Genomic DNA, 26,606 nt, shown 5'->3' on the forward strand with positions numbered 1-26,606 from the left:
CCTCCCTACGGCAGTTTCGGATCGATGATCTGCGCGACCAGCAGCGCCTTCGCACACGCCTTCGGCGTGTCCGACAAGCCACTCGCGGTGACGGTTAGGTGAACCGACGATGATTCGGTGATCGCGATGAAGATGTCGCACCCGCCGTCGCCGCCGCCCATGTTCTCCAGCTTCGTGGCTTCGTGCTTGCCAATCTCGATCGGCGTCGGCGTGCCGCCCTGGTAGTTCCCGTCTTTGAGCCCCAGATCGGGCAGTAGGCCGATACTGAATCCGAAGTCCCCTGACTTGGTCCAGTTGCATCCCCTCGATCCCACGACATCGTCCTGCTTACCGGCAGGAATTCCCAGTGACGTGCGATCGGCGGCTGACAGGAGGTCGCATGGCTCGATTCTGTCGAGCGGCGATGATGGGGTGGATGTGGTGGACCTGGGTTTGCTGGTGGTGGTCGGTGACCCGCTGCTCACAGTGGTGGTCGTGGAGCCGCCGGACGCCTGCGGACTGCCGTTTTCCTTTGCTGTGCATGCCATCAATGGCAATGCCAGCAGGGTCGTTCCGATAGCACCGAGCACGGTGGCGGATGGCGGGAGCCTTGTCACGCGTCACCTCCTGCGGACCGGATGTTGCCCGCATTGCCGGTGTCGGTGTCGGTGTAGTTCGCCATGCTTGCCGCGACGGCTTGTTTCAGCACCTCGATGTCCTTGCTGAACTTGGTCAGGACCTGCTCGGCGGAGTTGGTACCACCCGCGGCGAGTTGCATGTTGAAACTGCTGATTTCCTCGGCGTATCCGCCGCCGAGCGGTGCGCGGCGTGAAACCCGACGAGCTCTCTGCACCATCAATTCGGCGGAGTCTTGGACGGCGGTCAACTGTTTGTTGATGGCGTCGGCTGTGTCGGGGGCGATGGCGAGTTGGCCTGCGGCTGCGGCGGCGAGGAGATTGTGGACGGTGGTGCCGATGGCACTGAAGTTGCCGAAGGGGCCGGGGATGGTGGGTGTGTGGTCGTGCGCTTCCATCCAGTGGCGCATCTTGTCCTGGGCCTGCTGTTGCGCGGGCGTCAGTGGTGGTGTGTTGTCCGGCATGGCTCCCCCGGGCGAGTGTGGACTACCCAAGGAAGCGTATCGGTCACTCGGCGTTCACCGCAGGCGGTTCGGCGAAATCACCCCACCGGGCGCCGGGGTAGGAAGGTCGTCCAGGCGGGGTGGAGGAACGACAGGTGCCCGGCTGCGGGATTCTTGGAGTCGCGGACCGCGATCAGCGTGGCGGTGTGCTTGATCTCGACGCATTCGCCGCTGCCGCTGCTGTAGGTGGACTTCACCCATCCTCCCTCGTCGTCGGGCGTGCGGAAGTGGGGTTCCCCGGCCATCACAGCTCCTTCATGACCTCCCTGATCAGCGAGGCGGACCGCGTCCTGGACAACGCACTCGCCATCAGGTCCTCGAAAGCGAGCCGATAGGCCCGCACCTCATGATCTTCCTCAAGGTACCTGGCCCCGACAAGGTGTTCGACGTACACCACATCCGGGTCGAGCGGGTCGGGAAACTCCAGCAGTTGGAATGCGCTGGTCATCGCGGAATGGGCACCTGCGGCGAACGGGAGCACTTGGACGGTGACATTGGCGCTTGCCCACGTCGAGCAGCCGCTTTAGCTGGGTGTGCATGAGCTCGGGCGTGCCGACCCACCTGCGGAGCGCGGCCTCGTTGAGGATGAACCAGAACCGGGTGCCGGTACTGGCGAGCGGGAGCTGGACCGGCGTCGGCTGCGCTACCGCCGGTGTGGCGAGGTGATCGAACTCCCGCCGACCATGGTCCCCGGTGGCCCATTGCGGTGGCTGCGCGACCCATCGGGCGAGCTCACGACGGTCACCGCCGTGCTCAACGCGCTCAACCGCGACGACCTGACCGGCGGTGCCGCGCAGTAGCAGTGCCGGGTTGAGCAACCGGATCGTGAAGTTCTGGCGGTGTCAAGCCGGGATCAGGGGTGGGTCAGGCGCGCGTGATCGTATTCCACCAGAACGCTGCCAATCGGAGGCCCGAGATGACCGAGACGATCGAAGACCTGCTCGCGCTGCCCGCTTCCGAACGCGCGGACGTGCTGGAAACCGTGGTGGCCGCCGAGTTCCGGCAGGCCCTGCTGATGACCGATGCCGAGAATCTGCCGCTGGACAAGGCTTTCTTCGAGCTGGGCCTGACCTCGCTGCGGATCACCGACATCAAGCGCAGGCTGGAGGCCAGGCTCGGTTGCGACATCAGCGCCAACGCGCTGTTCAACCGGCCCACGGTGCGCGAGCTGGTGCAGTACCTGATGGAAGACGTCCTGCCGGACGTCTTCCCGCAAGCGCCGGAAGTGCTGGTCGCCGCGTCGGTGGCCCCGGCGGTCCGCGAATCGGACAAGGCACTCGTCGACGACATGCTCAAGGACCTGTACCGCGCGTGACTTTCCCGCGGCGCGCCAACGGCGCCCGCGCGCGGTCTTTCAACGGAGGCGGACATGGGAATGCCGGACGAGACTGCGCCGGACCCGGACGAGCTGCGCGCGGCCGTGCAGCGCCAGCAGGCGACCATCAGGGCCCTGATGCTGGAGAAGTACGAGCCCATCGCGATCGTCGGCATCGGGCTGCGCTTCCCCGGCGGCAGCGAGACCCCGGCCGAGTTCGCGGACTTCCTGCGCGAGGGCCGTTCGGGCATCGTGCCGCTTCCGCGTGACCGGTGGGACGCCGACGCGTTCGTCGCGCGGACCGACGACGACAAGGGCAAGATCCGCGCGGAGAACGGCGGCTACCTCGACCGGCTCGACCTGTTCGATGCGCCGTTCTTCAACATCTCACCGAAGGAAGCGCAGTACATGGACCCCCAGCAGCGGTTGCTGCTGGAGACCTCGTGGGCCGCGCTGGAGCACGCCAACATCGACCCGACGCCGCTGCGCAAGGGCAACGGCGGGGTGTACGTGGGCGCCAGTTCCATCGACTACGCCTTCGAGATGGACCAGTTGTCCTACCCCGAACTCGATGGTCACCTTGCCTCCGGGGTCACCTTCTTTCCCTTGTCCGGCAGGCTTTCCTACTTCCTCGGCTGGCACGGCCCGTGCCTGACGGTGGACACCGCGTGCGCGTCGGGCCTCACCGCGATCCACCTCGCCGTCAAGGGCCTGCGCGCGGGCGAGTGTGAGATCGCGCTCGCGGGCGGGGTCAACGCGCTGCACCACCCGCGCACCCAGGTCATCTTCTCCGCGGCCAACATGCTGGCCAAGGACGGCCAGTGCAAGACCTTCGACGAGGCGGCCGACGGCTACGCCCGCGCGGAGGGTTGCGGAGTGCTTGTCCTCAAGCGACTGTCCGACGCGCGCCGTGACGGTGACACCGTGCTCGCCCTGATCCGCGGCACGTCGGTCGGCCAGGACGGCGACAGTGCCGGTCTGACCGTCCCGAATGGACCCGCGCAGGAGAAGGTCATGCGCGCGGCGATCGCCGCCGCCGCCCTGGACCCGGGCGACATCAACTACGTCGAGGCGCACGGCACCGGCACCCCGCTGGGCGACCCGATCGAGATGGGCGCCATCGCCGATGTTTTCGCCCAGTCGCACACCAAGGACGCGCCGATCGTGGTCGGCTCGGTGAAGACGAACCTGGGCCACATGGAGCCGGTCGCTGGTGTGGTCGGGGTGATCAAGGCCGTGCTGCAGCTCCGCGAGGGCAAGATCTTCCCGCACCTGAACTACACCAACCCGTCCGGCCGGATCCCGTGGGCCAGCTACCCGGTGGAGATCCCGACCGAGGTCCGGCCGTGGGTGTCCGACATCAAACGCGCGCTGGTCAACAGCTTCGGCTTCGGCGGCACCATCTCGGCGGCCGTGGTGGAGCAGGCGCCCCCGGTGGCCGAGCCCGCCGTGCGGCCGATGCCCGCCGCGGGCGAGGTTTTCGCGCTGTCGGCGAAGAACCGCCGCTCGCTCAAGGCGCAGCTCGAACGCTACCGTGACTTCGTCGCCGACCACCCGGACACCGACCTCGGCGACCTCTGCCGCACGGTCAGCACCGGCCGGTCGCACTTTTCTTTGCGGGTGGCCGGAATCGCCCGCGACCACGCCGAGCTGACCGCGTTCCTCGACCGGCAGCTCGCCGCGCTGGAAGACGGCAAGATCGGCGCGGGTGAGTCGCGCAAGATCGCGTTCCTGTTCACCGGCCAGGGTTCGCAGTACGCGGGCATGGGCGTGTCGCTCTACCGCGACCACCCGGTCTTCGCCGCGCGGCTCGACGAGTGCGACCGGCTCTTCGCCCCGCTGCTCGGCTGCTCGGTGCGCGACCTGGTGCTCGGGACTGCCTTGGACGGCAAGGAGAAGATCGACCAGACGCGCTACACCCAGGCCGCGCTGTTCGCCCTGGAGTACGCGCTCGCGCAGCTCTGGATGTCCTGGGGTGCCCGGCCGACCGCCCTCATCGGACACAGCATCGGCGAGGTTGTCGCCGCCGCTGTCGCGGGTCTGTTCACCTTGCCGGACGCGGTGCAGCTCGTCGCCGCGCGCGGCAGGCTGATGCAGTCGGTGACCGCGCCCGGCGGCATGGCCGCGGTGAGCGCGCCCGCCGAGGACGTGCTGCCGGTCATCGAGGGGTACGCCGATCTGGCGATGGCCGCCTACAACGCGCCGACGCAGTGTGTGGTGTCCGGTGGCCGCGATTCGCTCGCCGAGGTCACCGCGACGCTGACCGAGCGGGGCCTCAAGGTCAAGCAGTTGGCCGTCTCGCACGCCTTCCACTCGCCCCTGATGACCGAGGTGTTCGACGAGTTCCGCGCGGCGCTCAAGGGCATTGCCTTCCACGAGCCGCGGCTCACCCTGATCTCCAACCTGACCGGCAAGGTCGCCAGGGTCGCGCAGATATCCGACCCGGAGTACTGGATCCGGCACATCGGCGCGGCGGTGAACTTCGCCGCGGGCATGAAGGCGTTGGAGCGCCGTGGAAAGCACGTGTTCATCGAGGTCGGCCCGTCCGGCGCGCTCACGTCGCTGGCCAAGAAGTGTGTCGACGCCACCGAGCACCGCTGGCTGACCAGCGTGAACCCGAAGGACCCGGAGGGCGAGACCGTCCGCAAGTCGGTGGCGCAGCTCTACACCTCGGGTGCCACGGTGGCCTGGGCGCGGTTCCACGGCGACCGCGCGGGCACCCGGCTGACGCTGCCGACGTACGCCTTCGACCGCAAGCGCTACTGGCTGCCGGAGGGCAAGGGCGCGTGGGCCGGTCGAGTCCAGAGTGGACACCCGTTGCTCGGTGCCGAGGTTCGGACCGAGGACGGCACGCGCGAGTTCCGCGCCCAGCTCACGGGGGAGCCCGCGCTGCTGGACCTGTTGTTCGCGGTGCAGGACACCGTGTTCGGCGAGTTGGGCAGGCCGATCACCGGCATCCGGTTCACCGAACTGCCCTCGGTCGCCGACGGCGAGCCACTCGATCTGCGCACCGTGGTCACGGTGCGGGCGGACGGCGGCGCGGATGTCCGCGTGCTCGCGGGCCCGGAGGACCGCGTCGTGGTCACGGCGTCCATCGGCGCCGAGCCGGGTGCGTCGATCGTCGGCGACGAGTCCGGCACGGTCGTGTCGCTCTCCGGCGTCGAAATCGGGGCAGGCGACCATTTGCCGCCGCTCGACGACCTCTGGCGGGCGATCGCCCCGGAGCCCGGCGAGTTCCGGCCGATGCGGGTGCGTGCGGTCCGGGTGATGAAGAAGCCGCGCGCGGAGCAGGTGCGCGCGGTGGTGCGGGTGTCCGAGCCCGAGTTGGTGGACGAGGACCTGGTCGCCGATGTCGTGCTGTACGAGGGCGATCGGGCCATTGCCGAGCTGAGCGGCGTCGGCCTGCGCCGCGTCGATCAGGGCACGCCCGGCCACTTCCTGCACCGCATGCACTGGGTGCCGATGCCCGCCACCGACCCGACCAGCGCGCCCGCGCCGCGGCACGTACTGGTGCTCGGCCGCGACGCGGACCCGGCGCTGGCCGCGTCGGCCGAGGTCGCGGGTGTCCGGCTCACCTTCGGCGCGAGCCACGAGCACATCGCCGAGGTGCTGCGCGAGGGCGAGCCCACCGACGTCGCCTGGTTCTGGCGGGCGTTGGACGGCTCCGGCGTCGAGGGGCTGCGTGCGGAGAACGAGCACAACTACACCGAGCTGCTGGCGGCACTGAACACGTTGTCGGAGAACGGTTTCGGGCGCGGTCAGCGGCTGTGGCTGGTGACCGAGCGAGCCCAGGTGCTGCCTGGCGACGACGCGGCCCCCGCCGCCCGGCTGGCCGCGTCCACCCTGTGGGGCTTCGGCCAGGTGCTGCTCAACGAGTTCCCGACCTACCGCCCGACGCTGGTCGACCTCGCGGGCCCGCACGGTGTCGACGGACTGCTGGAAGAGCTGCGGTCCAAGGACATCGGCGACTTCCAGGTGGCCTACCGTGACGGCACCCGCTACGCCCGACGTCTGCGGCCCTACGAGCCGGAGTCCGATGTGGAGGGTACACGGGCGGTCGAGGTGCGCGACGACCGGACGTACCTGATCACCGGTGGCCTCGGCGCGCTCGGCCTGGTGACCGCGTCGAAGCTGGTCGACCTCGGGGCGCGGCACATCGCGCTGGTCGGCAGGCGCGGCAAGCCTGCCGACGACGCGACCGAGGTGTGGGAGAACCTGCACGGCCGGGCGAAAGTCACCGTCTACCAAGGTGATCTGGGCGACGCGGCCGACATCGCGCGCATCTTCGGCGAGCTGGCCAAGGGCGACCACCCGGTCGGCGGCGTGGTGCACGCGGCCGGTGGTCTGGCTGACGCGCCGATCCCGTCGCAGACCTGGGCCAGCATCGACGGGTTGTTCGGCCCGAAGGTCTACGGCACCTGGCTGCTGCACGAGGCCACGAAAGACCTGCCGGAACTGGACTTCTTCGTCGCCTTCTCCTCGGCTGCCTCGGTCGTCGGCGGTGTCTCGCAGTCGAACTACGCCGCCGCCAACGCCTATCTCGACCAGCTTTGCCACTGGCGGGCCGCGCAGGGCCTGCCCGCGCTGGCCGTCAACTGGGGCCCGTGGTCCGAGGTCGGCATGTCGGCCCGGCTGAGCGACCTGCACGTCAAGGCCCTCGAACACGAGGGGGTCAAGTTCTTCACCCCCGCGAAAGCCTTGCGGGCACTGGCGATCCTGCTGCGCCGCACCGCGCCGCAGGTGGCGGGCGGCGAGGTCGACTGGGAGCGCTTCATGGCTGCCAAGCCGGTGGCGAGCGCGCTCTACAGTGAACTCGCGACGTTCACCGAGGGCGCGGACAGCGGCCTCGACTTAGACGAACTGCGTGGGCTGCCGCGCGAGGAGCGGGTGGCCACCATCCGCGACTTCATCCGCACCACGGTCGCCCGCATCCTGCAGATCGAGGACATCGGCGATGTCGAGCCGACCGCCGAGTTCGTCCGGCTGGGCATGGATTCGCTGGCCTCGGTCGACCTCAAGAACACGCTGGAGAGCGCGGTCCGCATGCCGCTCCCGTCTGGAGTCACCTTCGATTACCCGACGCCGACCTCGCTGGCCGAGTTCGTCGACCGGAACCTGTCCGGCACCCCCGCCGCTGTCGCAGCGTGATACTGGAGAAGAGGCCATGAACCAGAACTGGACGTTGACCGCGACCTCGGCGCGGCACGCCGCCGAGCGCGGCGGGCACCCGGCGGTGTTGTGCGAGGACCGCGTGGTCACCTACGCCGAACTGCACCGCGAATCCAACCGCACCGCCCACCGGCTGCTCGCCGCGGGCCTGGTCACCGGGGACCGGATCGCTTACCTTGGCCTGGAATCCGAGCACTACTACGAACTCGCGCTCGGCTGCGCCAAGTCCGGGGTCGTGCTCGTGCCGGTCAACTGGCGGCTCACCGCCGACGAGGTCGACCATATCCTGCGCGACTCCGGTGCCACGATGTTGTTTGTCGAGCGGGAATTCGCCGGGTTGGCCGAGAAGATCCGGCCCGAACTGCCGAACCTGCGCGAGGTTGTCGAGTTGGACACCACCGAGCGCGCGGCCGGATTCCAGGCGTGGAAGGGCACCAGCCCCGACACCGACCTGACCTCGCCGACCGGCCCGGACGACGCCATCCTGCAGATCTACACCAGCGGCACCACCGGGTTCCCCAAGGGCGTCGTGCTGGCCAACCGGGCGTTCTTCACCCTGCCCGAGGCGATGGCCGAGGTCGGCGTCGCGTGGCTGGACTGGCTGCCGACCGACAAGAGCCTGATCTCCCTGCCCGGCTTCGGGATCGCGGGCATGGGCTGGTTCATGCACGGGTTCAACGCGGGCGCCACCAACGTGGTCATGCGGATGTTCGTCTCCGAGGAAGCCGTCCGTCTCATTGAGACGGTCGGGGTGACGATCACCTTCGCCGCGCCCGCGATGCTGCAGATGCTCATCGAGGAGCGCAAGGTCACCCCGGCGACGTTCACCTCGCTGCGCAAGGTCGCCTACGGTGCCGCGCCGATCTCGTCGGCACTGCTGGAGCGGCTGATCGAGGTGATGGGCTGCGAGTTCGCCCAGATCTACGCCGCCACCGAGACCGGCACCTGCGCGGTGTCGCTGCCGCCGGAGGACCACGTGCCCGGCAGCCCGCTGCTCAAGGCCGCGGGCAAGGCGTGCCCCGGCCACCAGCTGAAGATCATCGATGGCCAGGGAAACCCTTTGCCCCCTGGCGAAATCGGCCAGGTGTGCATCAAGACCCCGGCGCACATGCTGGGCTACTGGAACCTGCCGGAGGCCACCGCGAAGACACTCGTCGGCGACTGGCTGCACATGGGCGACGCGGGCTACCTCGACGAGGACGGCTACCTGTTCCTCTGCGACCGGATCAACGACACGATCATCCAAGGTGGACAGAACATCTACCCGGCGGAGATCGAGAAGGCGCTGGCCGCGCACCCGGATGTGAGCGACACCGCGATCATCGGGCTGCCGCACGCGCTGTGGGGCGAGGCGGTGCACGCCTGCGTCGTGCTCCGCGAGGGCCGCACCGTCACCGCGCGCGAGCTGATGGTGTTCCTCTCCGGCCGCATCGCCGACTACAAGATCCCGACCGAGTGGGAATTCCTGGACACGGTGCCCCGCAACCCCTCCGGGAAGATCCTGCGCCGCGTGCTGCGCGAGGAGCGCATGCCGACCTCCGAAAGGGCTGTGTCATGAGTGACCCCGGGGTGCGCATCGGCGCACTGCTCCCCACCCGCGAGATGGCCATTCTCAACGACTTCTCCGTCAAGCCGCTGCTGGACTTCGCGCGTCGGGCGGAGAACCTGGGCTACGACTCGCTGTGGACCGGCGACTCGCTGGTCGCCCGCACCCGGCTCGACCCGTTCGTGGTGCTGGCCGCGGCGGCCGCGGTGACCGAGCGGATCCAGCTCGGCACCGGCGCGCTCACCGCGGCGCTGCGGCATCCGTTGCTGGGCGCGAACATGGTGACCAGCCTCGACCACGCCTCCGGCGGAAACCGGCTCGTGCTCGGCCTGGGCGCGGGATTCCCGATGCCCGAGAGCGAGGACGAGTTCAACTCCCTCGGCGTCCCGTTCGACGGCCGGGTCGGCAGGCTCGATGAGAACGTCCGCTTCTGGCGGACCGCGTGGGCCAGCCGCGGCGAGGGCGCGCCGACCGGCCACCACGGAAAGCTGTGGCAGCAGGAGGGTCTGGAGCGGCTCGCCGCGCCCGCCACCCCCGGCGGCCCGCCGCTGTGGCTCGCGGGCAGCGACACCCCGCGCGTGCTCGCCCGCGCCGCCCGGCTCTACGACGGCTGGCTTCCTTTCCTGCCAACCGAAGCCGCGTACGCGCAGGCGTGGGCGAGCATCCAGGAGCAGGTCGCCGCGAACGGCCGCCCCGAGGGCGCCGTCACCCCGGGCCTCTACGCCACGATCAACATCAACCCGGACCCGGCGAAGGCCAAGCAGCAGCTTGAGGACTACCTGCAGGGCTACTACGGCCGCTCGCTGGAGGTCATGTCCACGTTCCAGGCGTACGGCTGGGGCAGCGCTGACGACTGCGCCGAATGGCTCGCGGGCTACATCCGGGCAGGCGCAAGGCACATCGTGGTGCGCGTCGGCTCGCTCGACCCGGGCGACCAGCTCGAACAACTCGCCGAGGCCGTGCTCCCCGCGGTCCGGGCACTGGTCTGAGGAGAGGCGATATGAGCGAGGGAAGCTGGTTCGAGAACGCCGCCGGGCGCCACGACGCGCCGCTGCGGGTGTTCCTGCTGCCGCACGCGGGCAGCGGCGGCACGATCTACCGCAACTGGGGCGGGCTGCTGCCGCCGGACTTCGCCCAGCAGATCGTGTGCATCCCCGGCCGGGAGCGGCGGTTCGCCGAGACCGCGTTCATGGACATCGAGCCGCTGGTGGAAGCCTTGTACGAGGCCATTCTGGACGAGCTGGACGACCGGCCGTACGCGTTCTTCGGACACTGCCTCGGCGCGCAGCTCGCCTACCGCGTCGGCGTCGCGATGCGCCGCGACGGCGAGCGCGGCCCGATCCTGATCGGCGCGTCGGGCTGGTCGCCGGAGGGTTTCCAGCAGTCCACCTACGAGCAGGCCATGATGCCCGAGCCCGACCTCATCGAGTGGATGAAGACGCTCGGCTCGTTCCCGGCGGAGGTCTACGGCGACCCGCAGGTGATGGCGATGATCATCCCGGCGCTGCGGGCCGATCTCGCGGTGGTCTCGACCTATGTGGACGATGGCGCCGAGGTGGACGTGCCGCTGGTGTCCTACAGCGGCAAGTCCGACCCGCTGATGGCTCCCCGCGCGATGGACTCGTGGCAGACCCGCACCACCGAGTACCTGGGCAACAGCGAGTTCACCGGCGACCACTTCTACATCGACAACCCCGACCACGCTGTCGCGGTGACCGCGGACCTCACGCGTCACCTCCAGCGGCGCCTGGCCCTGGTGTGACGCCATGACGGTCACCCAGCAGGGTTCGGCGGAAGAGTTGCTGCTCGCCCAGTTGCCGTTCGCGCGGCTGCTGGGGGTGCGGCTGGTCAAGGCGGTGCGCGACGAGGTTCGCGCGGAGCTGGACTGGTCGCCCGAGCGGTGCACCGTGTTCTCCGTGCTGCACGGGGGAGCGCTCATGGGCATCGCCGACACGGTCGGCGGCGTGCTGGCCTACCTCAATCTGCCCGCGGGCGCCCAAACGTCCACAGTGGAGTCGAAGACGAACTTCCTGCGGGCGGTCCGCGCGGGCGCCGTCACCGCGGTGGCCAGGCCGATGCACGTCGGCGCGCAGTTCATCGTGGTGCAGACCGATCTACTCGACGACACGGGCGCCCTGGTTGCCCAGACGACCCAGACCCAGGCCGTGTTGCTGACACGGCGCTGACGCCGAGACTTCTTTACCCGACAGGTAATCGATTTCGTTCGCCGCATCCGGCACTCTTGAGATACGCCGCTACTGAAGGAGTTCCAGTGACCACGACCGCCCACGGCGCTTCGCGCCTGACCGAGAGCAGCGCCACAGGCACGCCGGCCGTGACCCTGCTCCGCCGCTTCCTCGCCCTCGACGCCGTTGTCACCACCGGCAACGGCCTGATCTACCTCGCCTTCTCCGCCTGGGTCGCCGACCTGCTCGGCGTCTCGGCGGTCGTCCTCGTCGGCATCGGCGCCTTCCTGACCGTGTTCGGCCTCGCGGTCGGCGCGCTGGCGCTGAGCAAGAACCCGTCCCGCGCGGGCACGATGGTCATCATCGACGCCAACCTGCTGTGGGCGGTCGCCAGTGTCGTCGTCGCGGTGTTCGGCCTGATGGACGCCAACACCATTGGTACGGTGTGGACGATCATGCAGGCGGGCACCGTCGGCGGCTTCGCCGCCCTGCAGCTCTACGCGCTCAAGAAGGTCAAGGGCGCCAAGTAGTCCGTTCCGCCACGGCGAAGGCCGCCACCGGAGTCCCGGTGGCGGCTTTCGGCGTCCCTACAGCGCCTGGATTCGTTGCGCCGTAAGCTGATCGGCGGGCAGGAAGGTCTCGATCGCCAGCTCGGACACGGTCACGTCCAGCGGTGTGTTGAACGTCGCCGCCGTCGTGCGGAATGACCGCGTGCCGCGGCCATCTCGGGGCTGTTCAATGGAAGTTCGGAGTACGCCGGTGCCGTACTACCCCACGCGACGAGTCGAACCGGTTGTGTTGACCAGCGCGGAAGTGGCCGAAACGACGAATGCCCCTCCAGCGTTCTGGAGGGGCATTCGTCGTGCGGTGGCTACGATTTGACGTACTGCTCCACCTCGACGCCGGTTGTGCGGGCGCCCAGGCCGAGCAGGACGACCACCATGACGCCGATGCAGACAGTGATCACGGTGAACAGCATCCCCGCGCCGTACGTGGTCAGCACCGGCAGCAGCACGAACGGGATGGCGGCGGCGCTGAGCCGGGAGAACGAGTAGGCCATGCCCGCGGCGGTGGTGCGGATCTGGGTCGGGTACTGCTCGCCCAGGAACACGTGCGAGGCGTTGGCGAAGATGTTGCTCACCAGCGTGTAGCCGATGCCGCAGGCCACCATGGCGGGCACGGAACCGGACAGGCCGAAGCCGAGCCCGAACGCGGCCATCGCCGCCGCCGAGCCCGCCAGCAGGGTCTTGCGCTCGAACCGGTCCATCAGCGGCACCGACAGCAGGGAGCCGATCGGGTAGCCGATGAACGAGATGGCGACGTAGCCCAGGCTCGCGACGATGCCGAAACCCTTGGCGGCCATCACTTGTGGCGCCAGTGTGCCGAAGCCGTAGTACGCGGTGACCGACAGGATGCTGAACGTCCACAGCACCAACGTGCGCTTGCGGTACTCGCGGCTGAGCAGGGCGCCGATGCCGGGACGCTTGCCCTGGCGCGAACCGACGGCGGGGGCGGCGGCCGGGCTGGTGATGCCCGCCTCGGACTCCATGCGCCGCACCAGTTCGTCGGCCTCGCCGTCGCGGCCCTGCACCGAGAGCCAGCGCGGCGACTCGATCAGCTTGCGCCGCAGCACCCACACCACGGCGGAACCCAGTGCCCCCAACACGAACAGCACGCGCCAGCCGTCGACGCCCATGATGGTCTGCGGGGCCAGCCACAGCGCGGCGAACCCGACCGCTGGCACGCCGCAGAAGCCGACCGTGTAGGCCCACGCGATGTAGCGGCCGCGCTTGCGGGCGGGGAGCATCTCGGCCAAGTAGCTGTCCGACAACGCGTTCTCGGCGCCGATGCCGATGCCCGCGAGGAACCGGGTGGCGATCAGCCAGATCGCGTTCGGCGAGAACGCGCCCAGCAGGGTGAACAGCGAGTAGATCCCCAGGTTCACCATGAACGCGCCGCGCCTGCCGTAGCGGTCGGCGAACCGGCCGAGCACGATCGAGCCGAAGAACTGGCCGACGAACGCGGAGGCGAGCACCAGCTTGAGTTCGGTGCCGCCGAAGGCGAAGTCGGCCTGCAGGATCTTCGCGATCGTGCCGGAAAGGTTGCTGTCGAAGAAATCGAAGAACAGGCCGATGCCGATCACCAGGGTCAGGTGTCGGTGGGTGCTGCCGATCGGCAGCCGCTCCATCCGGTCGCCGATGGTCGACGCCCGTTCTTCCTTGCGGGGTAAGGCAATGGTCTCTGACATCAGTCAACTCCGTCGCTAGCGCCCGACGGGCCCAGGCAACGGGGTGGCGTGCCTTTCGCCACGGGCATGGCTCTGATGTCCATCGTGGCCGGTCTGGCTGACCGGCCACTGACCCGGAAGTGACCGGGCCGGTTCAGTCGCGAATGTGGTCGTAGCGCACGAAAAGCCGCTCCGGGCCGCGCAGGTTCACGTGCGGGCGGTAGGTCAGCAGGGCCTCGTCCAGCTCCGGCGCCTCGACCCGGCGGGCGAACTCCGACAGCGCGATCGACGCCTCCAGCTTGGCCAGGCTGGCACCGATGCAGAAGTGCGGCCCGGCGGCGAAGGCGAGGTGGTGGTTGGCGGTGCGGCGCAGGTCGAAGCGGTCCGGGTCGGCGAACACGGCCGGGTCGCGGTTCGCCGCGGCCAGCAGCAGCATGATGACGCCGTTGATCGGCACCGGTACGCCGTCGATCTCCATCTCGCGCCGCGCGACCCGGGTGACCATCTGCGCGGGGGTGTCGTAGCGCAGCACCTCGTCGACCGCGGCCGAGGCCAGGGCCGGGTTCTCGGCCAGCACGCGCAACTGCTCGGGGTGGCGCAGCAGCGCGAGGACGCCGTTGGCGATGAGGTTCGCGGTGGACTCGTAGCCGCCGACGAGCAGCAGCGCGCAGGTCGCGAGCAGTTCGGCCTCGGAGAGCACCTCGCCGTCCTGCTCGATCTGGACCAGCCCGGACAGCAGGTCCTGGCCGGGCCGGGCGCGGCGGAACGCGACCAGGTCGGCGAAGTAGAGCCGGAAGCCCTCCTTGGCCAGCTCGATGTCGGCGACCACGATCGGGTCGCCGATGTCGGTGGCCGGGTCCAGGCCGCGGACCAGCCGGTGCGACCAGTCCTGCAGGATGTCGTGGTCGCCCGTCGGTACGCCGAGCAGCTCGTTGATGATCGTCACCGGCAGCACGTTGGCCAACTGCGAGACGACCTCCATCGCGCTCGCCTCACCGGCCTTGGTGAGCTGGTCGCCGACGATCCCGCGGATGCGCGGCTCCAGCCCGGCGACGACCCGCGGCGTGAAAGCCTTGGCCACCAACCCACGCAGCCGCGTGTGGTCGGGCGCGTCCATCGACAGGAACGAGTCGGCGGGGACCTTGTCGGGGGAGTCGCCGAAGGTGGCGCCCAGCAGCGAGCGCTGCCGGTCGCTGCTCACCGTCGGGTCGCGCAGCACCGCGGAGCAGTTGCGGTAGTCGCCGACGACGACCAGCGCACCGCCGAGTTCGGCCCGCGGCGCACTGCGCAGCGCGGCCAGCACCGGGTAGGGATCATGCCGGTTGGACTGGTCGAACAGCGTCGCCAGCGAGGGTTCTGCGGTTACAGTCATAGCCATCACTCTGCTTCGGTAGCTGTTGCGGGTCAAGGTATCCCGGCCTTATCACCCGGGTGCTGTAGCAGTCCACGCTACGATATCAGTGTCCTGTGACTTATCAAGGACCGATATCACCCAGAGCAACGACACCCGAGTGGTCCTGGGAGTCGACGGACCCGCCGATTCGACCGACCGCGGACATGCCGAAGCCGGGCTCGGTCGAGGTGGACCCAGCCCGGCGCACGGCGGTGTGCCGCGGATGTCGGGACACCGTCGCAGGTGCCCCTGACCGCGTACTGACGCGAGAGCGCGTCACCACCCGGGCGGCGTCAGCATCTCCAGCACGGTGGCCACGAAGTTGAAGCCAACGCCGACGCCGAACACCAGCACGCGGTCGCCCGCGGCCAGCGCGCCCGTTTCCAGCAGGTGGTTGAGACCCGCGAACTGGTCGCCCGCGCCGAGGTGGCCGACCGTGCGGCCGAACTCCCAGAGCGACTGCTCCTCGGTGAACCCGAGCGCGTGGAAGTTCTCGTCCTGCCCGCCGCCGCGGTGGATGAACGGCAGCACCGCGCGGCGGATGTCGGACAGGTCCACGCCCGCGTCGCCGAGCACCTGGTCGCGGGTCTTGAGCATGGCCGCCTCGATGCGCTCCCAGCCGCCCGCGGCCGCGGGGGTGGTCATGTGCTGGGCGAGCCTGCGCAGCACCGGCACCGGCGCCTCGGTGCCGGGGGCGAACCGGAACGGCTCCGCGCCGCGGCCGAAGCCCTCCAGTGAGTTGTCGGCGAACGCGGCCGTGGCGAGCACCTTGGCGAAGCCGCCGCGGGTGGACAGCGCGAGCGCGGTGCCCGCGTCGCCGAACAGGGTGTACATCTGCGAGTTCCACCGGTCGAACGCGGGCGCGGCGAAGTTGTCGCCGGTGGTGATCAGCGCGGTCGAACCGAAGCCTGCCTGCAAGTAGGCGGTGGCCAGGTGGAAGGCCGCCATCGCGCCGCACGAGCGCTGCTGCAGGTCCATCGACAGCGCCTGCGCGCCGACGGTCTCGTTGGCCACGTAGCTCGCGGTGCCCCACATGTCCAGGCCCTGGAACCACAGGCTGCTGTGCAGCATCAGCTCGTACTCGCTCGCGGCGATCCCCGAGCGCGCGATGGCCGCCCTGCCCGCCTCGATGGCCATCTGCGGGCCCGCGACCCCGTCGGCGACGGTGATCGCGTCGTAGCCCAGTCCGGTGTGCATCTCGTCCACCAGGCCCGCCGCCTCCGCCTCGGTCACGGTGACCCGCTTCGGCAGCGCGGCGGCTGTACCCGCGACGAAGATCTCTTTTGTGCAGCGCACGGCTGACACCCCTCACATTGTGGTAGGGAATTGGGAATTGTCCGCTCGCGCACAATGTCAGCGGTGCCGCTGATATCTCGTTGACGGCCGCCTGACTGTGAATTTCGACCCTTTTATCGAAGCAATCAGCGCGCCGCTCACCTTGGGGTCGGGTAATCAGTCGAGTACACAGAGTATTACAGTTTTGCGGCCGCCGGCTAGCTGGTGAGGGCCATAATCAGCGCTGTCAGGGGCTCGTCAGGCGCACGTCAGAGCGGAAAGTTTAACTCTGCGCACCATGTTTCTTTCCGACCGAGAGGCGGCCCAGTGGCCAATCAGTCTGCGCCCGTTCGGGCCGCCGATTCCGGTGTCGGAAAACCGACCGCCGGGGCCCGCTGGGGAATTCTCGCCGTGCTCCTGTCGTGCGATTTCATGGTCACCCTGGACTTCTTCATCGTCAACGTTGCGCTGCCGTCGGTGCAGCGCGACCTCGGCGCCGGACCCGCGTCCGTGCAGTTCGTCGTGGCGGGCTACGGCCTGGCCTACGCGGCCGGGCTGATCACCTGGGGCAGGCTCGGCGACATCCACGGCCGCAGGCGGCTGTTCGTCCTCGGCCTGGCGCTGTTCACCGCCGCGTCTGTCGCCTGTGGACTCGCGCCGAGCGCCGAGCTGCTGGTCGTCGCGCGGGTCGCCCAGGGGCTCACCGCCGGTCTGATGGCACCCCAGGTGCTCGCCATCCTCGGCACCACCTACACCGGCGCCGACCGCGTCCGCGCGTTCACCGTCGCCGGGCTGAGCAAGGGGCTGGCCGGGGTCTTCGGCCAGCTCATCGGCGGCGCGCTGATCCAGTCCGACGTCGGCGGCCTCGGCTGGCGGCTGTGCTTCCTGATCAACCTGCCGATCGGCCTGGCCGCGCTGGTGTTCGCCCGCCGCGTGATTCCCGAGTCGCGCGCGGGCGGCTCCACTCGGCTCGACGTGCGCGGCGCCGTGCTGGTCACCCTCGGCCTGGTCGCGCTGATCCTGCCGCTGATCGAAGGCAGGGAAGCCGGGTGGCCCGCGTGGTCCTGGCTCTGTCTGACCGCCTCCGCCGTGCTGCTCGCCGCGTTCGTCGCCCACCAGCGCGCGCTGACCGCCCGCGCCGCCGCGCCGCTGGTGAACACCGACCTGTTCCGCGACCGCACCTTCACCGTCGGCGTGGCGGCCACCACCCTCTACTACGCCAGCATGGGCGCCTTCCTGCTCGTCCTCGCGCTGTATCTGCAGGACGGGCTCGGCCTGAGCGCCCTGGGGTCGGGCCTGGTCTACACCGCCCTGGGCGCGGGGTTCTTCCTGGTCACCCTGTGCGGCCCGGCGATCGTGCGCAGGCTCGGCCCGCGCGTGATCGGCGTCGGCGCGCTCGTGCTGGCCGCGGGCTGGGTCGGCCTCGGCGCGACGGCCGCCGCGACCGACGCCGCCGCGTGGCACCTGCCCGCGCTGCTGGTCTGCGGGATCGGCATGGGTCTGGTGCTGACCCAGCTCACCGCGGTCACCATCGCCGCCGTGCCCGTCGCGCACGCGGGGTCGGCCTCCGGCGTGCTCAACACCGCGCTGCAGATCGGCAGCGCGCTCGGTGTCGCCGTCGTCGGCATCGTCTACTACGGCGTCCTGGGCGCCGACCCCGATGCCTACTCGCGCGCACTCGCGTCGAGCCTGATCGGCCTGGTCGCCCTCGGCATCGCCATCGCCGCGCTGGTCCGGCTCATCCCGTCCGCCCAGCCAGTCCCCGCAACCCGAACCGAACAGTGAGGTCCGCAGATGTCCCAGGAGATGTCGAAAGCCTATGACGAGGCGCGGCAGCCGCACCTGCGCGCGGTGCTCGCGCAGATCGGCACCGAGGCCGAGAAGCTCACCTGGCCGATGGAGAAGCTGCACGAGCTGCGCGACGAGCGGCTGCGCGAGACGGTGCGCCACGCCAAGGCGAACTCGCCGTGGCACGCCGAGCGGCTCAAGGACGTCGACCCGGAAGGTCTTACCGGCGACGACATCCGGCACCTGCCGACGATGAACAAGGCCGACGTGATGGCCAACTGGGACGACATCGTCACCGACAAGCGGCTCACCCTCAAGATCGCCCAGGAGCACCTGAACTGGGTCACCGACAACGGCCCCGCGTACCTGTTCGACGAGTACCACATCGTCACCACCGGCGGCTCGTCCGGCCTGACTGGGCTGTTCCCGTGGGACTACGACGGCTGGCTGCAGGCGGGCCTCGGCTCGTGGCGGCTGATGCCGTGGGTGGTCAAGAACCTCGCGCTGTCCCCGCCGCGCGGGGCGTTCGTCGGCGCGGCGCACGCCTCGCACATGTCCGACGCGATCCGGGCGACCTTCGACATGGGCGACACGAGCTGCAAGGTGCCGGTGACGCTGCCGCTCAACGAGATCGTCGACGCGCTCAACGAGTTCAAGCCCAACCAGATCCTGGCCTACCCGTCGATCCTGTGGCGGCTCGCGCTGGAGCAGGAGGAGGGCAGGCTCAACATCGCGCCCGAGGTGATGCTCGGCGGCGCCGAGCCGCTGTTCCCGCACCAGCGCAAGACCATCGAGGCGGCGTTCGGCGCGCCCGTGATCGACTTCTACGGCACGTCGGAGACCTGGATGCTCGCCTGTTCCTACCCGGGCGAGGAGGCGATGCACCTCGCCGAGGACCTGATCGTCTTCGAGCCGATCGACGCCGACGGCGAGGCGGTCAAGCCGGGTGAGCGGTCGGCGAAGATGCTCATCACCAACGTGATCAACAAGGTGTTCCCGCTGATCCGCTACGAGATCGCCGACGAGGTGCTGTTCCTCGACGACATCAACCCCGGCCCGTGGACCGGCCGCCGGATCGCGCCGGTCGCGGGCAGGCACGACGACGTCTTCGAGTACGCGGACGGGGTCTACGTGCACCCGTACGTGTTCTGGACGCCGCTGTGGGACTCGCGGATCGCGCAGTACCAGGTGCGCCAGACCGCGACCGGCGCCGACATCGTCGTCGAGCTGCGGGAGCAGTGCGACCTGCGGCCGACCCGCGAGGCGCTGGTCGCCGCCATGCGCGAGGCAGGCCTGCCCGCCCCGGTGGTGACGATCGCGGCGGTCGAGCGGATCGAGCGCAACCCGATCTCCGGCAAGATCAAGTCGTTCGTGGCGCTACCGAAGTTGTAGCGCACGTCGGGGCCGGTGACGCCGATATGGACACTCCACATCGGCGTCGCCGGTCTACTGGTTGCCGTTCTCGGCGAAGGCGTCGGTGATGCGCTGCAGGTAGTCGCAGAGCTGCTTGCGCTCGTTGGGGCGCAGCGTGCTGGTGAGCAGCTCGTTCGCCGACTTGGTCAGCGCTTCGGCCTTGCGCAGCAGGGTCCAGCCCTCGTCGCTCAGCCGGGCAAGCAGTACGCGCTCGTGCACCTGCGACGGCGCGCGCTCGATCAGGTTGCGGGAGCTCAGCTTCGCCAGGATGGCGGCCATGCTCTGCGGCGTCACCAGGCAGACCCTGGCCAGGTGCGCGCCGGACATCCCCGGCGAGTCGGCGAGGATGAGCATCGTGGAGTACTGCCGCACGCTCAGATCGATCTCGCGCAGCAGCGCGGCCGTCTCGGTGGACAGCGCGTGGTCCGCGCCGCGGATGGTGGCGCCGAGCAGCTCGATGCCGGGATCCGCTTGCTGGCTGGGGAATCCGGTCTTCATGTGTCCCCCTCGTCACGCGCCGACCAAGATCGTTTGACCCGCGGACCGGCAGGCGGGTCGCCGGTCCCGAGCGTAGCAGAGGTCTCGCTGTTATCAGCCCTCGTACACTCTGAGGGTAGCACCGATATGCCAGAACCGGAATGTCCTGCCATGCGGAACCGGCCGCACCCGCTGGGGGTACGGCCGGTCTCGGCGTGGTCGGGGTGCGGCTAGCCGTTGAGGACCTTGATCGCGCGCTCCAGGAGGTCGGCAAGCAGGCGCCGCTCGTCGTCGGAGAACTCCGCGACCAGGCGGTCCTCCACGGCGTGCGCCTTGACGTCGGCGCGCTTGATCAGCGCGTTGCCCGCTCTGGTCAGCTTGGTGACGAACACCTTCTGGTGCACGCTCGACGGCGTCCGCGTCACGAGGCCCTTGGCCTCCAGGTTCGACAGGACGGTCGCCATGGTCTGTGGGGTGACCGCGCAGATTCTGGCGAGTTGAGCTCCCGAGGTGCCCGGCAGGTAGGACAGCACCACCATCCCCGCGTACTGCGGAACGGTGAGCTCGAACTCGCGCAGCACCGCGGCCTTGGCCGTCATCAGCGCCTGCTCGGCCCGCTTGATGTTGTGGCCTGGGCGACGAGCGATCTCCGCTTCCAGGGCTGCCATGCCAGAATGTGAATTCAAGTCAGCCTCCTGTTTTGAAATCGTCCTATGATATGCCCCCACGTCCTGAATTTCAATCGTGCACTGACAGGCATCCTCCGCTGACCGAGGGTAGGAGTCGACTCGGCCTCACGGCTAGCGTCCGACGGCTGTGAATCATGGTGTTCCCTGTCACGTCCGATGGGTGTAAGGTTCCTTATCCAAGTGAGGAAACTGATGCTCGTCCCTCGGTAGTGAGTCGTTGGCGGACAACGCGAAGGGCGCTGATGGCGATGCGGGCTGGGGTGACGCCGGTGGGGTCGAAGCTGCCGGTATTGGTCGTCGGCGCAGGTCCGGTGGGTCTCGCGGCCACCGCGGAGCTGCTCCGCCGCGACGTGCCGGTGCGGTGCGTGGACTGCGCGGACGGGCCGTTCCCGTTCACCAGGTCCCTGGCCGCCTGGCCGCGGATGATGGAGATCCTGCGGGGTCTGGACATCGAGCTGCGCGACCCCGAACTGGGCCATCCGCTGGCCGCGCTGTCCTACCACTCCGGCGAGCGGCGGGTGCTCACCCTGGCCATGCGCGAACACACCCGGCCGATGGTGGTCGGGCAGCCCGCCATCGAGCGGCTGCTGCTCGACGCCGTCGGCGAGCGCGGGGGCGCCGTCGAATGGGGTGTCCGCCTGCTTGGTCTCCAGCAGGACAGGACTGCCGTCCGGGCCCGATTACGCCTGCCGAACGGCGCGACCGAGTGGGCCGAGTTCTCCCACGTGCTCGGCGCGGACGGGGCGAGCAGCACGGTCCGCAAGAAGCTCGGCATTCCGTTCGAGGGCAGCACATACCCGGTCGGCTTCGTGGTCGCCGACGTGCGGGTGGCGGGCGCACTGGCGCGGGACCAGGGCTACTACCACCTGTCCGACAAGGGAATCCTCGCGTTGTTCGGCCTGCCGGACGGGCGGTTCCGGGTGTTCACCGCCGCGCCGCCCGACCTCGACGCCGACGACATCACCGTGGCAGCCGTCCAGCGGCTCGTCGACGAACGCGGTCCCGGTGGGCTCACCGTGTCGGACCCGTTCTGGCTGACCAAGTTCTCCGCGCACGCTCGGTACGCCGCCCGCATGCGCGACGCGCGCGTCTTCCTGCTGGGCGACGCCGCCCACGTCACCAGTCCCGCCGGTGGCCAGGGGCTCAACAACGGCATCGGCGACGCGCACAACCTGGCGTGGAAGCTCTCCCTGGTGTGGCACGGCCGGGCCCGGCCCGAACTGCTCGACACCTACGAGCCGGAGCGCAAGGCCGCGATGACCGCGGTGATCCGCCACGCGGACCTGCAGACCCGGGCCTGGCTGATCCGCAGCCGTGGCAAGCGGTTCGCCCGCGACGTCGCGGCCAGGGCGGTGTCGCTCACCCGCCTGGCCGACCTCGACTACGTGCCAAGGCTTGCCGGGCTGCGGGTCCGCTACGCGCCCGCGCCCGGTGCCCGGGCGTCGCGGTTCTCCGCCTACAAACCCGGTGCGTTGGCGCCGGCGTGGCCGGTTCGGATCGCCGAGACCGGGGCGGTGCTGGCGTTGCGCGAGGCGCTCGATCCGGTTCGCTACACGGTGTTGATCGACCGGCCGGGCGCGCTGCGGTCCGCGGTCGCGCGCGAGCTGCTCGACCGGATCGCGGCGGACTGGCCCACCGAGGTCGACGTCCGCACGCTGTTCGGCGGCGTCCTGCGGACTGGGGTGGCGACCGGGGCGGGCAGGTGCGCCCGCAAGGCGACGCTGGTGTTGATCCGGCCTGATCACCACGTGGTCGACCAGGTGCCCGAGACGCGCGCGGACAATCTGCTGCGCAGGCTGGAATCCGTGCTGCACAGGCGAATTCTCGATGCCGTGGGGTCCGGCTAGCCGTCGGTCCACCGCGTGCCCGCGTCGGCGAACCGGCTGCCGAGCGGCCGTTCGGACCGCGGGCGAGACCATCGGGGGGCGGCCGTTCGGCGGCGGCCGAACAGCGCATTACGTTCGTCTCAAAGGCGGCTTTTATCCGGCTGGGCGAACGCCCGACGACGGCGAACAGTCAGCCGCACGTCAGCTAGTTAACGATCTGGAAACCCTTGCGCACCAGTGGTATCTGCGAGTCTCCATCTTTCACAGTACTAGTGCTTGACTTCGAGAGCGGGCAGTAGACATGATTCTGATTGAACTCAAGGACGCGTAGATAACTTCGGGTACTGATACTGACCAGTCTCCTGAGAATCAAGGGGCGATCATGGACGCGCAGCAGCACTTCCCAACCATCCACCTGGTCGGCGACCGGTTCGAGACCTTCGCGGCGCAGGACCGGGTGGAGACCGTCAACCGGTTCGTCGGCAACGTCCGCTTAGGGGTGTACGACGAGTTAACCGGACGCGTCAGACTCCTTGCGGGCCAAGGGGTCGACGCGTCGGACTGGGACACCATCCGCACCGAGCTCGGCCGAACGGGTCTGCTCGACCGGTTCGTCCTCCCGACCCGGCTGCCCGAGGTCGTGCCCGCGGCCGACGTGCACAAGCGCCGCGAGGAGAACGTGCTGCTGGCCGATGTGGAGTGCCGCGGCCCGTCGTCGCTGGCCGCGTTGCTGCGGCTCTCCGACCTCAACGAGATGGTCGTCGACCATGTCACCGGACAGCACCTCTCCGGCATGATCCTCATCGAGGCCGGTCGGCAGACGGTTCTGGTCGCGGTCAAGGAACTCGTGCTGGCCGAGGGCACCGGGACCGACCACTCGCTGGTCCTCGGCTCGCTCACCGCGGCGTTCGACCACTACGTGTTCCCCATCGGGGCCGAACTGCGGGTCGAGTTGACCGAACTGGCCACCTCCAGGCCGGTGCGCCGGGAGTTCAGCGCCGAGGTCACCATCAGCCAGGCAGGCCGCGTGGCCGTCCGGCTGGACTTCGACTTCCAGGTGGTGCGCACCCGCGTGGTGACCCGCATCGAGGCCACCCACGCCGCCTCGGCGCTCGACGCCCAGCACACCGCGGCGCTCGCCCGCCTCGGCGCCGAACCCCGATCGGCTGCCGCGCAACGGGTCTGCACCGCGCCCACCCAGGTACGCGGCGGTTCGCGCGTCCAGGTCAGCTCGTCCTGACCGATGGGCAGGCCACGGGGAGCGGCGTTCTTCGACGTCGACGAAACCCTCATCACCCGCACCAGCGCGATCGACTTCCTGGACTACCGGATGAGTCGATCGCGTGACCCTCAGCGCTCCGCCTGGTCGTTGCTCAGGCCCGCCGCCGGTCTCCCCAGGGAGCGGGCGACCCACGAGTATTTCCGGCTCTACCAAGGCTTCGCGACCGCCGAGGTCGCCGCCCAGGGCCGCGCGTGGTTCGCCGAGGCGCTGCGCGGCGGGATGCTGTTCCACCCCCCGGTGCTGGCCGAGCTGCGCGCGCACGCGGGCCACGGGCGGTCGATCGTGCTGGTGTCCGGGTCCTTTCCCGCCTGCCTCGACCCGATCGCCGCCGAGGTCGGCGCCGACGCGGTCCTCTGCTCGGTGCCCGTCGTCGCCGACGGCGTCTACACCGGGGCCACCGAACGCTCGATGATCGGTGCCGAGAAAGCGTTGGCAGTGCGCCGTTATCTGGCCGAACACGACCTCGACCCCGGGCAGTGCCACGCCTACGGCGACCACGCCTCCGACCTCCCCCTGCTCGGCGAGGTCGGCAACCCGGTGGTCGTCGGCGACGACCCGGAGCTCGCCATGCTCGCCGACGAACGGGGCTGGCGCAGGCTTCCCGGCGCAGGCGCGCACCGAGCCGTCGTGACCCGATTCCTAGTCGCAGGAGCGCCCCCACCATGACCGAGATGCTGAACCCGACCCGTGTGGACCTGATCCGGCAGCGGATCGCCGATCTGCCGACGGGAACCTGGATCAAGTGCACAGGCTGCGGCGGCGGGATCTATCGGCCGCGGCTGCGCAAGCACTCCGCGACCTGCCCCGAGTGCGGCTACCACTTTCCGCTGTCCGCGGGTGAACGGATCGACCTGCTCGCCGACCCGGGCACGTTCACCGAGCACGACCGCGACCTGCGCGCCGTGGACCCGCTGGAATTCCGCGACAGCAAGGCCTATCCCGACCGCGTGGCCGAGGCGGTGCGCAACACCGGCCAGCAGGACGCGGCGCGCTGGGGAGTGGCCAGGATCAACGGGATGCCCGCGGTGATCACCGCGCTGGACTTCGGCTTCATGGGTGGCAGCATGGGTTCGGTCGTCGGCGAGAAGGTGAGCCGGGCCGCCGAGCACGCCCTGCGCACCCACACGCCGCTGATCGTCTGCTCCGCCTCCGGTGGCGCGCGGATGCAGGAAGGCATCTTCTCCCTGTTGCAGATGGCCAAGACCTCGGCCGCGCTGCGCAGGCTCGCCGACGCGGGCGTGCCCTACTTCTCCGTGCTCTGCGACCCGGTGTACGGCGGTGTCAGCGCCTCCTTCGCCAGCCTGGGCGACGTGGTGATCGCCGAGCGCGGTGCCCGCGCCGGGTTCGCCGGACCGACGGTGATCGAGCAGACCATCCGGCAGAAGCTGCCCACTGGTTTCCAGACCGCCGAGTTCCTGCTTGCCAACGGGCACATCGACCTGGTGGTCGCGCGGGCCGAACTGCGGCTGACGCTGGCCCGCATCCTGCGCTGGCACACCAGTTTCGCCGAGCCCGCGCCCGCCGAGACGATCCCCGCCGCCGCTACGGAGACCCGCAGTGCCTGGGACACCGTGCAGCACGCGCGCGACCCGAAGCGCCCGCACCTCGGCGAGTACATCGCCGGGGTGTTCGAGGACTTCGTGGAGCTGCGCGGCGACCGCAGCAAGGAGGACGACCCGTCGGTGGTCGGCGGCCTCGCGTTGCTGGACGGGTCCGCCGTGGTGGTCGTCGGACACCGCAAAGGCCGTGGCACCAAGGAAGGCATCGCCCGCAACTTCGGCATGCCGCACCCGTCGGGCTACCGCAAGGCCGCTCGGCTGATGCGCTACGCCGAGCGGTTCGGCATGCCGCTGGTCACTTTCATCGACACCCCCGGGGCGTATCCGGGAATCCGTGCGGAGCAGGAGAACCAGAGCGGCGCCATCGCCGACAACCTCGCGCTCCTCGCGGGCCTGGCCACCCCGATCGTGTCCATTGTGGTCGGTGAGGGCGGCAGCGGCGGCGCGCTCGCGCTGGGCGTCGGCGACCGGCTGCTGATGCTGTCGAACACCACGTACTCGGTGATCAGCCCGGAGGGCTGCGCCTCCATCCTGTTCCGCGACGCGAGCCGGGCGCCCGAGGCGGCCGCGGCGTTGCGGCTCACGGCCACCGAGCTGCACGCGAACGGTGTTGCCGACCGGATCGTCCCCGAACCGCCCGGCGGCGCGCAGTGCGACCACGCGGCCACCACCGACGCCGTCAAGAACGCCCTGCGCGAGGAGTTGTCCGAGCTCAGGCAGATCCCCGTTCGGGACCTGCTGGACCGCAGGTACCGCAAGCTGCGCGCGGCGGGCAGGTTCGCCCAGGGCAGCACCGACATCACCGAAAGGCAGTGATCATGTCCCCCCTAGACGCGACGGCGCAGCTCACCGAGGTCCCGCGCGGCAGGCTCGTCCGACAGGCCGAACCCGCGCCTGGGCCGCAGTTCGACAGCGGGCAGGTCGAGTTGGTGCTGGAGGGTGCGGGCAAGCTCGCGGCGATCCTGCAGCGCACGGGCATGCAGCGGATCGCGGTCTCCATCGGCGGGATCCAGTGGGACGTCGAGGCGCCCGCGGCCACCGCCGTGGCGATCGCGGGTGCGCCCGCCGCGGTCGTGGCGCCGGCCGCCGCGGAACCCGTTGGCCACCAGCTCACGGCGCCGCTGGTCGGCGTGTTCTACCAGGCGCCCGGTCCTGGCAAGCCGCCGTTCGTCGAGCTCGGCGCCAAAGTCGAGACGGGACAACAGGTCGCGATCGTCGAGGCGATGAAGATGCTCAACGAGGTCGTCGCCGACCGGCCCGGCGTCATCGGCGCCGTCTACGCGCAGGACGGCGAGGTGGTCGAGTACGGCCAGCCGCTGTTCCGCATCGATCCGGCGTGAGCGG

23 protein-coding genes and 1 pseudogene are annotated in these 26,606 nt (G+C 69.7%); 15 read left to right on the forward strand and 9 right to left on the reverse strand.

Annotation, left to right across the window (positions count from 1 at the left end; genetic code table 11):
• Window positions 1–5 precede the first annotated feature (5 nt).
• The 4 genes and pseudogenes from ACT4N7_RS06995 to ACT4N7_RS07010 form a co-directional block, all read right to left on the reverse strand.
• Window positions 6–596 carry a DUF3558 family protein gene (locus tag ACT4N7_RS06995; RefSeq protein ID WP_444827770.1) on the reverse strand — a complete coding sequence of 197 codons (591 nt, stop codon included), beginning with the start codon at window positions 594–596 and terminating at the stop codon, window positions 6–8.
• Complete coding sequence (locus tag ACT4N7_RS07000; protein WP_444827771.1) at window positions 593–1,078, reverse strand: hypothetical protein; 486 nt, start codon at window positions 1,076–1,078, stop codon at window positions 593–595. Before ACT4N7_RS07000 ends, ACT4N7_RS06995 begins: the two co-directional genes overlap by 4 nt.
• Window positions 1,079–1,155: 77 nt before the next feature.
• Window positions 1,156–1,362, reverse strand: coding sequence for a DUF397 domain-containing protein (locus ACT4N7_RS07005; RefSeq protein ID WP_444827772.1), 207 nt, complete (start codon window positions 1,360–1,362; stop codon window positions 1,156–1,158).
• Window positions 1,362–1,704 (reverse strand): annotated as a pseudogene (locus ACT4N7_RS07010) (DUF5753 domain-containing protein). Before ACT4N7_RS07010 ends, ACT4N7_RS07005 begins: the two are co-directional and overlap by 1 nt.
• Before the next feature lie 75 nt (window positions 1,705–1,779).
• On the opposite strand from ACT4N7_RS07010, the gene ACT4N7_RS07015 reads away from it, so the two are divergent.
• The 8 genes from ACT4N7_RS07015 to ACT4N7_RS07050 all read left to right on the forward strand — a co-directional run bounded on the left by ACT4N7_RS07015 (window position 1,780) and on the right by ACT4N7_RS07050 (window position 11,863).
• On the forward strand, window positions 1,780–1,917 hold the full coding sequence (locus tag ACT4N7_RS07015; RefSeq protein ID WP_444827879.1) for a hypothetical protein: 138 nt from the start codon (window positions 1,780–1,782) through the stop codon (window positions 1,915–1,917).
• A gap of 116 nt (window positions 1,918–2,033) precedes the next feature.
• Entirely contained in the window at window positions 2,034–2,432 is a 399-nt protein-coding gene (locus ACT4N7_RS07020; RefSeq protein WP_444827773.1) for an acyl carrier protein, read from the forward strand.
• A 60-nt stretch (window positions 2,433–2,492) separates the two neighbouring features.
• The gene (locus tag ACT4N7_RS07025) at window positions 2,493–7,580 is read left to right on the forward strand and encodes a type I polyketide synthase (RefSeq protein WP_444827774.1); all 5,088 of its coding nucleotides are present in this window, start codon (window positions 2,493–2,495) and stop codon (window positions 7,578–7,580) included.
• A 16-nt stretch (window positions 7,581–7,596) separates the two neighbouring features.
• A complete protein-coding gene (locus ACT4N7_RS07030) occupies window positions 7,597–9,159 on the forward strand; it encodes a long-chain-fatty-acid--CoA ligase (RefSeq protein WP_444827775.1) in 1,563 nt (520 codons plus the stop codon).
• A complete protein-coding gene (locus ACT4N7_RS07035) occupies window positions 9,156–10,136 on the forward strand; it encodes an LLM class flavin-dependent oxidoreductase (protein ID WP_444827776.1) in 981 nt (326 codons plus the stop codon). The genes ACT4N7_RS07030 and ACT4N7_RS07035 overlap by 4 nt, the downstream gene beginning before the upstream one ends.
• Before the next feature lie 11 nt (window positions 10,137–10,147).
• Window positions 10,148–10,909 (forward strand): thioesterase II family protein, encoded by a 762-nt coding sequence (locus tag ACT4N7_RS07040; protein ID WP_444827777.1) that lies wholly within the window; start codon window positions 10,148–10,150, stop codon window positions 10,907–10,909.
• A 4-nt stretch (window positions 10,910–10,913) separates the two neighbouring features.
• Window positions 10,914–11,333 carry a PaaI family thioesterase gene (locus ACT4N7_RS07045; RefSeq protein ID WP_444827778.1) on the forward strand — a complete coding sequence of 140 codons (420 nt, stop codon included), beginning with the start codon at window positions 10,914–10,916 and terminating at the stop codon, window positions 11,331–11,333.
• Window positions 11,334–11,419: 86 nt separating this feature from the next.
• Window positions 11,420–11,863 (forward strand): hypothetical protein, encoded by a 444-nt coding sequence (locus ACT4N7_RS07050; RefSeq protein WP_444827779.1) that lies wholly within the window; start codon window positions 11,420–11,422, stop codon window positions 11,861–11,863.
• A gap of 341 nt (window positions 11,864–12,204) precedes the next feature.
• On the opposite strand, the gene ACT4N7_RS07055 is transcribed toward ACT4N7_RS07050, so the two are convergent.
• From ACT4N7_RS07055 to ACT4N7_RS07065, 3 genes are all read right to left on the reverse strand, one after another.
• Window positions 12,205–13,581 (reverse strand): MFS transporter, encoded by a 1,377-nt coding sequence (locus ACT4N7_RS07055; protein ID WP_444827780.1) that lies wholly within the window; start codon window positions 13,579–13,581, stop codon window positions 12,205–12,207.
• Window positions 13,582–13,714: 133 nt separating this feature from the next.
• Entirely contained in the window at window positions 13,715–14,932 is a 1,218-nt protein-coding gene (locus tag ACT4N7_RS07060; RefSeq protein WP_444827781.1) for a cytochrome P450, read from the reverse strand.
• 297 nt (window positions 14,933–15,229) lie between these two features.
• Window positions 15,230–16,249 carry a ketoacyl-ACP synthase III family protein gene (locus ACT4N7_RS07065; protein WP_444827782.1) on the reverse strand — a complete coding sequence of 340 codons (1,020 nt, stop codon included), beginning with the start codon at window positions 16,247–16,249 and terminating at the stop codon, window positions 15,230–15,232.
• Between the two features lie 306 nt (window positions 16,250–16,555).
• Here ACT4N7_RS07065 and ACT4N7_RS07070 point away from each other — a divergent pair, with 306 nt between their 5' ends.
• Entirely contained in the window at window positions 16,556–18,013 is a 1,458-nt protein-coding gene (locus ACT4N7_RS07070) for an MFS transporter (RefSeq protein ID WP_444827783.1), read from the forward strand.
• Between the two features lie 9 nt (window positions 18,014–18,022).
• Window positions 18,023–19,408, forward strand: a complete 1,386-nt coding sequence (locus ACT4N7_RS07075; RefSeq protein ID WP_444827784.1) for a phenylacetate--CoA ligase family protein — start codon at window positions 18,023–18,025, stop codon at window positions 19,406–19,408.
• 54 nt (window positions 19,409–19,462) lie between these two features.
• Here the strand turns inward: ACT4N7_RS07075 and ACT4N7_RS07080 are convergent, their stop codons facing one another.
• On the reverse strand, window positions 19,463–19,927 hold the full coding sequence (locus tag ACT4N7_RS07080) for a MarR family winged helix-turn-helix transcriptional regulator (protein ID WP_444827785.1): 465 nt from the start codon (window positions 19,925–19,927) through the stop codon (window positions 19,463–19,465).
• Window positions 19,928–20,136: 209 nt separating this feature from the next.
• Window positions 20,137–20,574 (reverse strand): MarR family winged helix-turn-helix transcriptional regulator, encoded by a 438-nt coding sequence (locus ACT4N7_RS07085; protein ID WP_444827786.1) that lies wholly within the window; start codon window positions 20,572–20,574, stop codon window positions 20,137–20,139.
• A gap of 290 nt (window positions 20,575–20,864) precedes the next feature.
• On the opposite strand from ACT4N7_RS07085, the gene ACT4N7_RS07090 reads away from it, so the two are divergent.
• From ACT4N7_RS07090 to ACT4N7_RS07110, 5 genes are all read left to right on the forward strand, one after another.
• Window positions 20,865–22,442, forward strand: a complete 1,578-nt coding sequence (locus ACT4N7_RS07090) for an FAD-dependent monooxygenase (protein WP_444827787.1) — start codon at window positions 20,865–20,867, stop codon at window positions 22,440–22,442.
• Window positions 22,443–22,803: 361 nt separating this feature from the next.
• Window positions 22,804–23,661 carry an AfsA-related hotdog domain-containing protein gene (locus tag ACT4N7_RS07095; protein ID WP_444827788.1) on the forward strand — a complete coding sequence of 286 codons (858 nt, stop codon included), beginning with the start codon at window positions 22,804–22,806 and terminating at the stop codon, window positions 23,659–23,661.
• A 3-nt stretch (window positions 23,662–23,664) separates the two neighbouring features.
• Window positions 23,665–24,369 (forward strand): HAD family hydrolase, encoded by a 705-nt coding sequence (locus tag ACT4N7_RS07100; RefSeq protein ID WP_444827789.1) that lies wholly within the window; start codon window positions 23,665–23,667, stop codon window positions 24,367–24,369.
• A 5-nt stretch (window positions 24,370–24,374) separates the two neighbouring features.
• Complete coding sequence (locus ACT4N7_RS07105) at window positions 24,375–26,078, forward strand: acetyl-CoA carboxylase carboxyltransferase subunit alpha (protein WP_444827873.1); 1,704 nt, start codon at window positions 24,375–24,377, stop codon at window positions 26,076–26,078.
• Window positions 26,079–26,080: 2 nt separating this feature from the next.
• On the forward strand, window positions 26,081–26,602 hold the full coding sequence (locus tag ACT4N7_RS07110; RefSeq protein ID WP_444827790.1) for an acetyl-CoA carboxylase biotin carboxyl carrier protein: 522 nt from the start codon (window positions 26,081–26,083) through the stop codon (window positions 26,600–26,602).
• Window positions 26,603–26,606 lie beyond the last annotated feature (4 nt).

Source organism: Actinokineospora sp. (genome assembly GCF_052390155.1).
Lineage (GTDB): Bacteria > Actinomycetota > Actinomycetes > Mycobacteriales > Pseudonocardiaceae > Actinokineospora.

Excerpts from the sequence above, each read along its gene's own strand:
- ACT4N7_RS07100 (WP_444827789.1), top strand. The coding sequence starts at position 23,665 with ATGGGCAGGCCACGGGGAGCGGCGTTCTTCGACGTCGACGAAACCCTC.
- ACT4N7_RS07055 (WP_444827780.1), bottom strand. The coding sequence starts at position 13,581 with ATGTCAGAGACCATTGCCTTACCCCGCAAGGAAGAACGGGCGTCGACC.
- ACT4N7_RS07020 (WP_444827773.1), top strand. The coding sequence starts at position 2,034 with ATGACCGAGACGATCGAAGACCTGCTCGCGCTGCCCGCTTCCGAACGC.
- ACT4N7_RS07000 (WP_444827771.1), bottom strand. The coding sequence starts at position 1,078 with ATGCCGGACAACACACCACCACTGACGCCCGCGCAACAGCAGGCCCAG.
- ACT4N7_RS07095 (WP_444827788.1), top strand. The coding sequence starts at position 22,804 with ATGGACGCGCAGCAGCACTTCCCAACCATCCACCTGGTCGGCGACCGG.
- ACT4N7_RS07075 (WP_444827784.1), top strand. The coding sequence starts at position 18,023 with ATGTCCCAGGAGATGTCGAAAGCCTATGACGAGGCGCGGCAGCCGCAC.
- ACT4N7_RS07060 (WP_444827781.1), bottom strand. The coding sequence starts at position 14,932 with ATGACTGTAACCGCAGAACCCTCGCTGGCGACGCTGTTCGACCAGTCC.
- ACT4N7_RS07040 (WP_444827777.1), top strand. The coding sequence starts at position 10,148 with ATGAGCGAGGGAAGCTGGTTCGAGAACGCCGCCGGGCGCCACGACGCG.
- ACT4N7_RS07080 (WP_444827785.1), bottom strand. The coding sequence starts at position 19,927 with ATGAAGACCGGATTCCCCAGCCAGCAAGCGGATCCCGGCATCGAGCTG.
- ACT4N7_RS07025 (WP_444827774.1), top strand. The coding sequence starts at position 2,493 with ATGCCGGACGAGACTGCGCCGGACCCGGACGAGCTGCGCGCGGCCGTG.
- ACT4N7_RS07085 (WP_444827786.1), bottom strand. The coding sequence starts at position 20,574 with ATGGCAGCCCTGGAAGCGGAGATCGCTCGTCGCCCAGGCCACAACATC.
- ACT4N7_RS07035 (WP_444827776.1), top strand. The coding sequence starts at position 9,156 with ATGAGTGACCCCGGGGTGCGCATCGGCGCACTGCTCCCCACCCGCGAG.
- ACT4N7_RS07005 (WP_444827772.1), bottom strand. The coding sequence starts at position 1,362 with ATGGCCGGGGAACCCCACTTCCGCACGCCCGACGACGAGGGAGGATGG.
- ACT4N7_RS07045 (WP_444827778.1), top strand. The coding sequence starts at position 10,914 with ATGACGGTCACCCAGCAGGGTTCGGCGGAAGAGTTGCTGCTCGCCCAG.
- ACT4N7_RS07030 (WP_444827775.1), top strand. The coding sequence starts at position 7,597 with ATGAACCAGAACTGGACGTTGACCGCGACCTCGGCGCGGCACGCCGCC.
- ACT4N7_RS07105 (WP_444827873.1), top strand. The coding sequence starts at position 24,375 with ATGCTGAACCCGACCCGTGTGGACCTGATCCGGCAGCGGATCGCCGAT.
- ACT4N7_RS07110 (WP_444827790.1), top strand. The coding sequence starts at position 26,081 with ATGTCCCCCCTAGACGCGACGGCGCAGCTCACCGAGGTCCCGCGCGGC.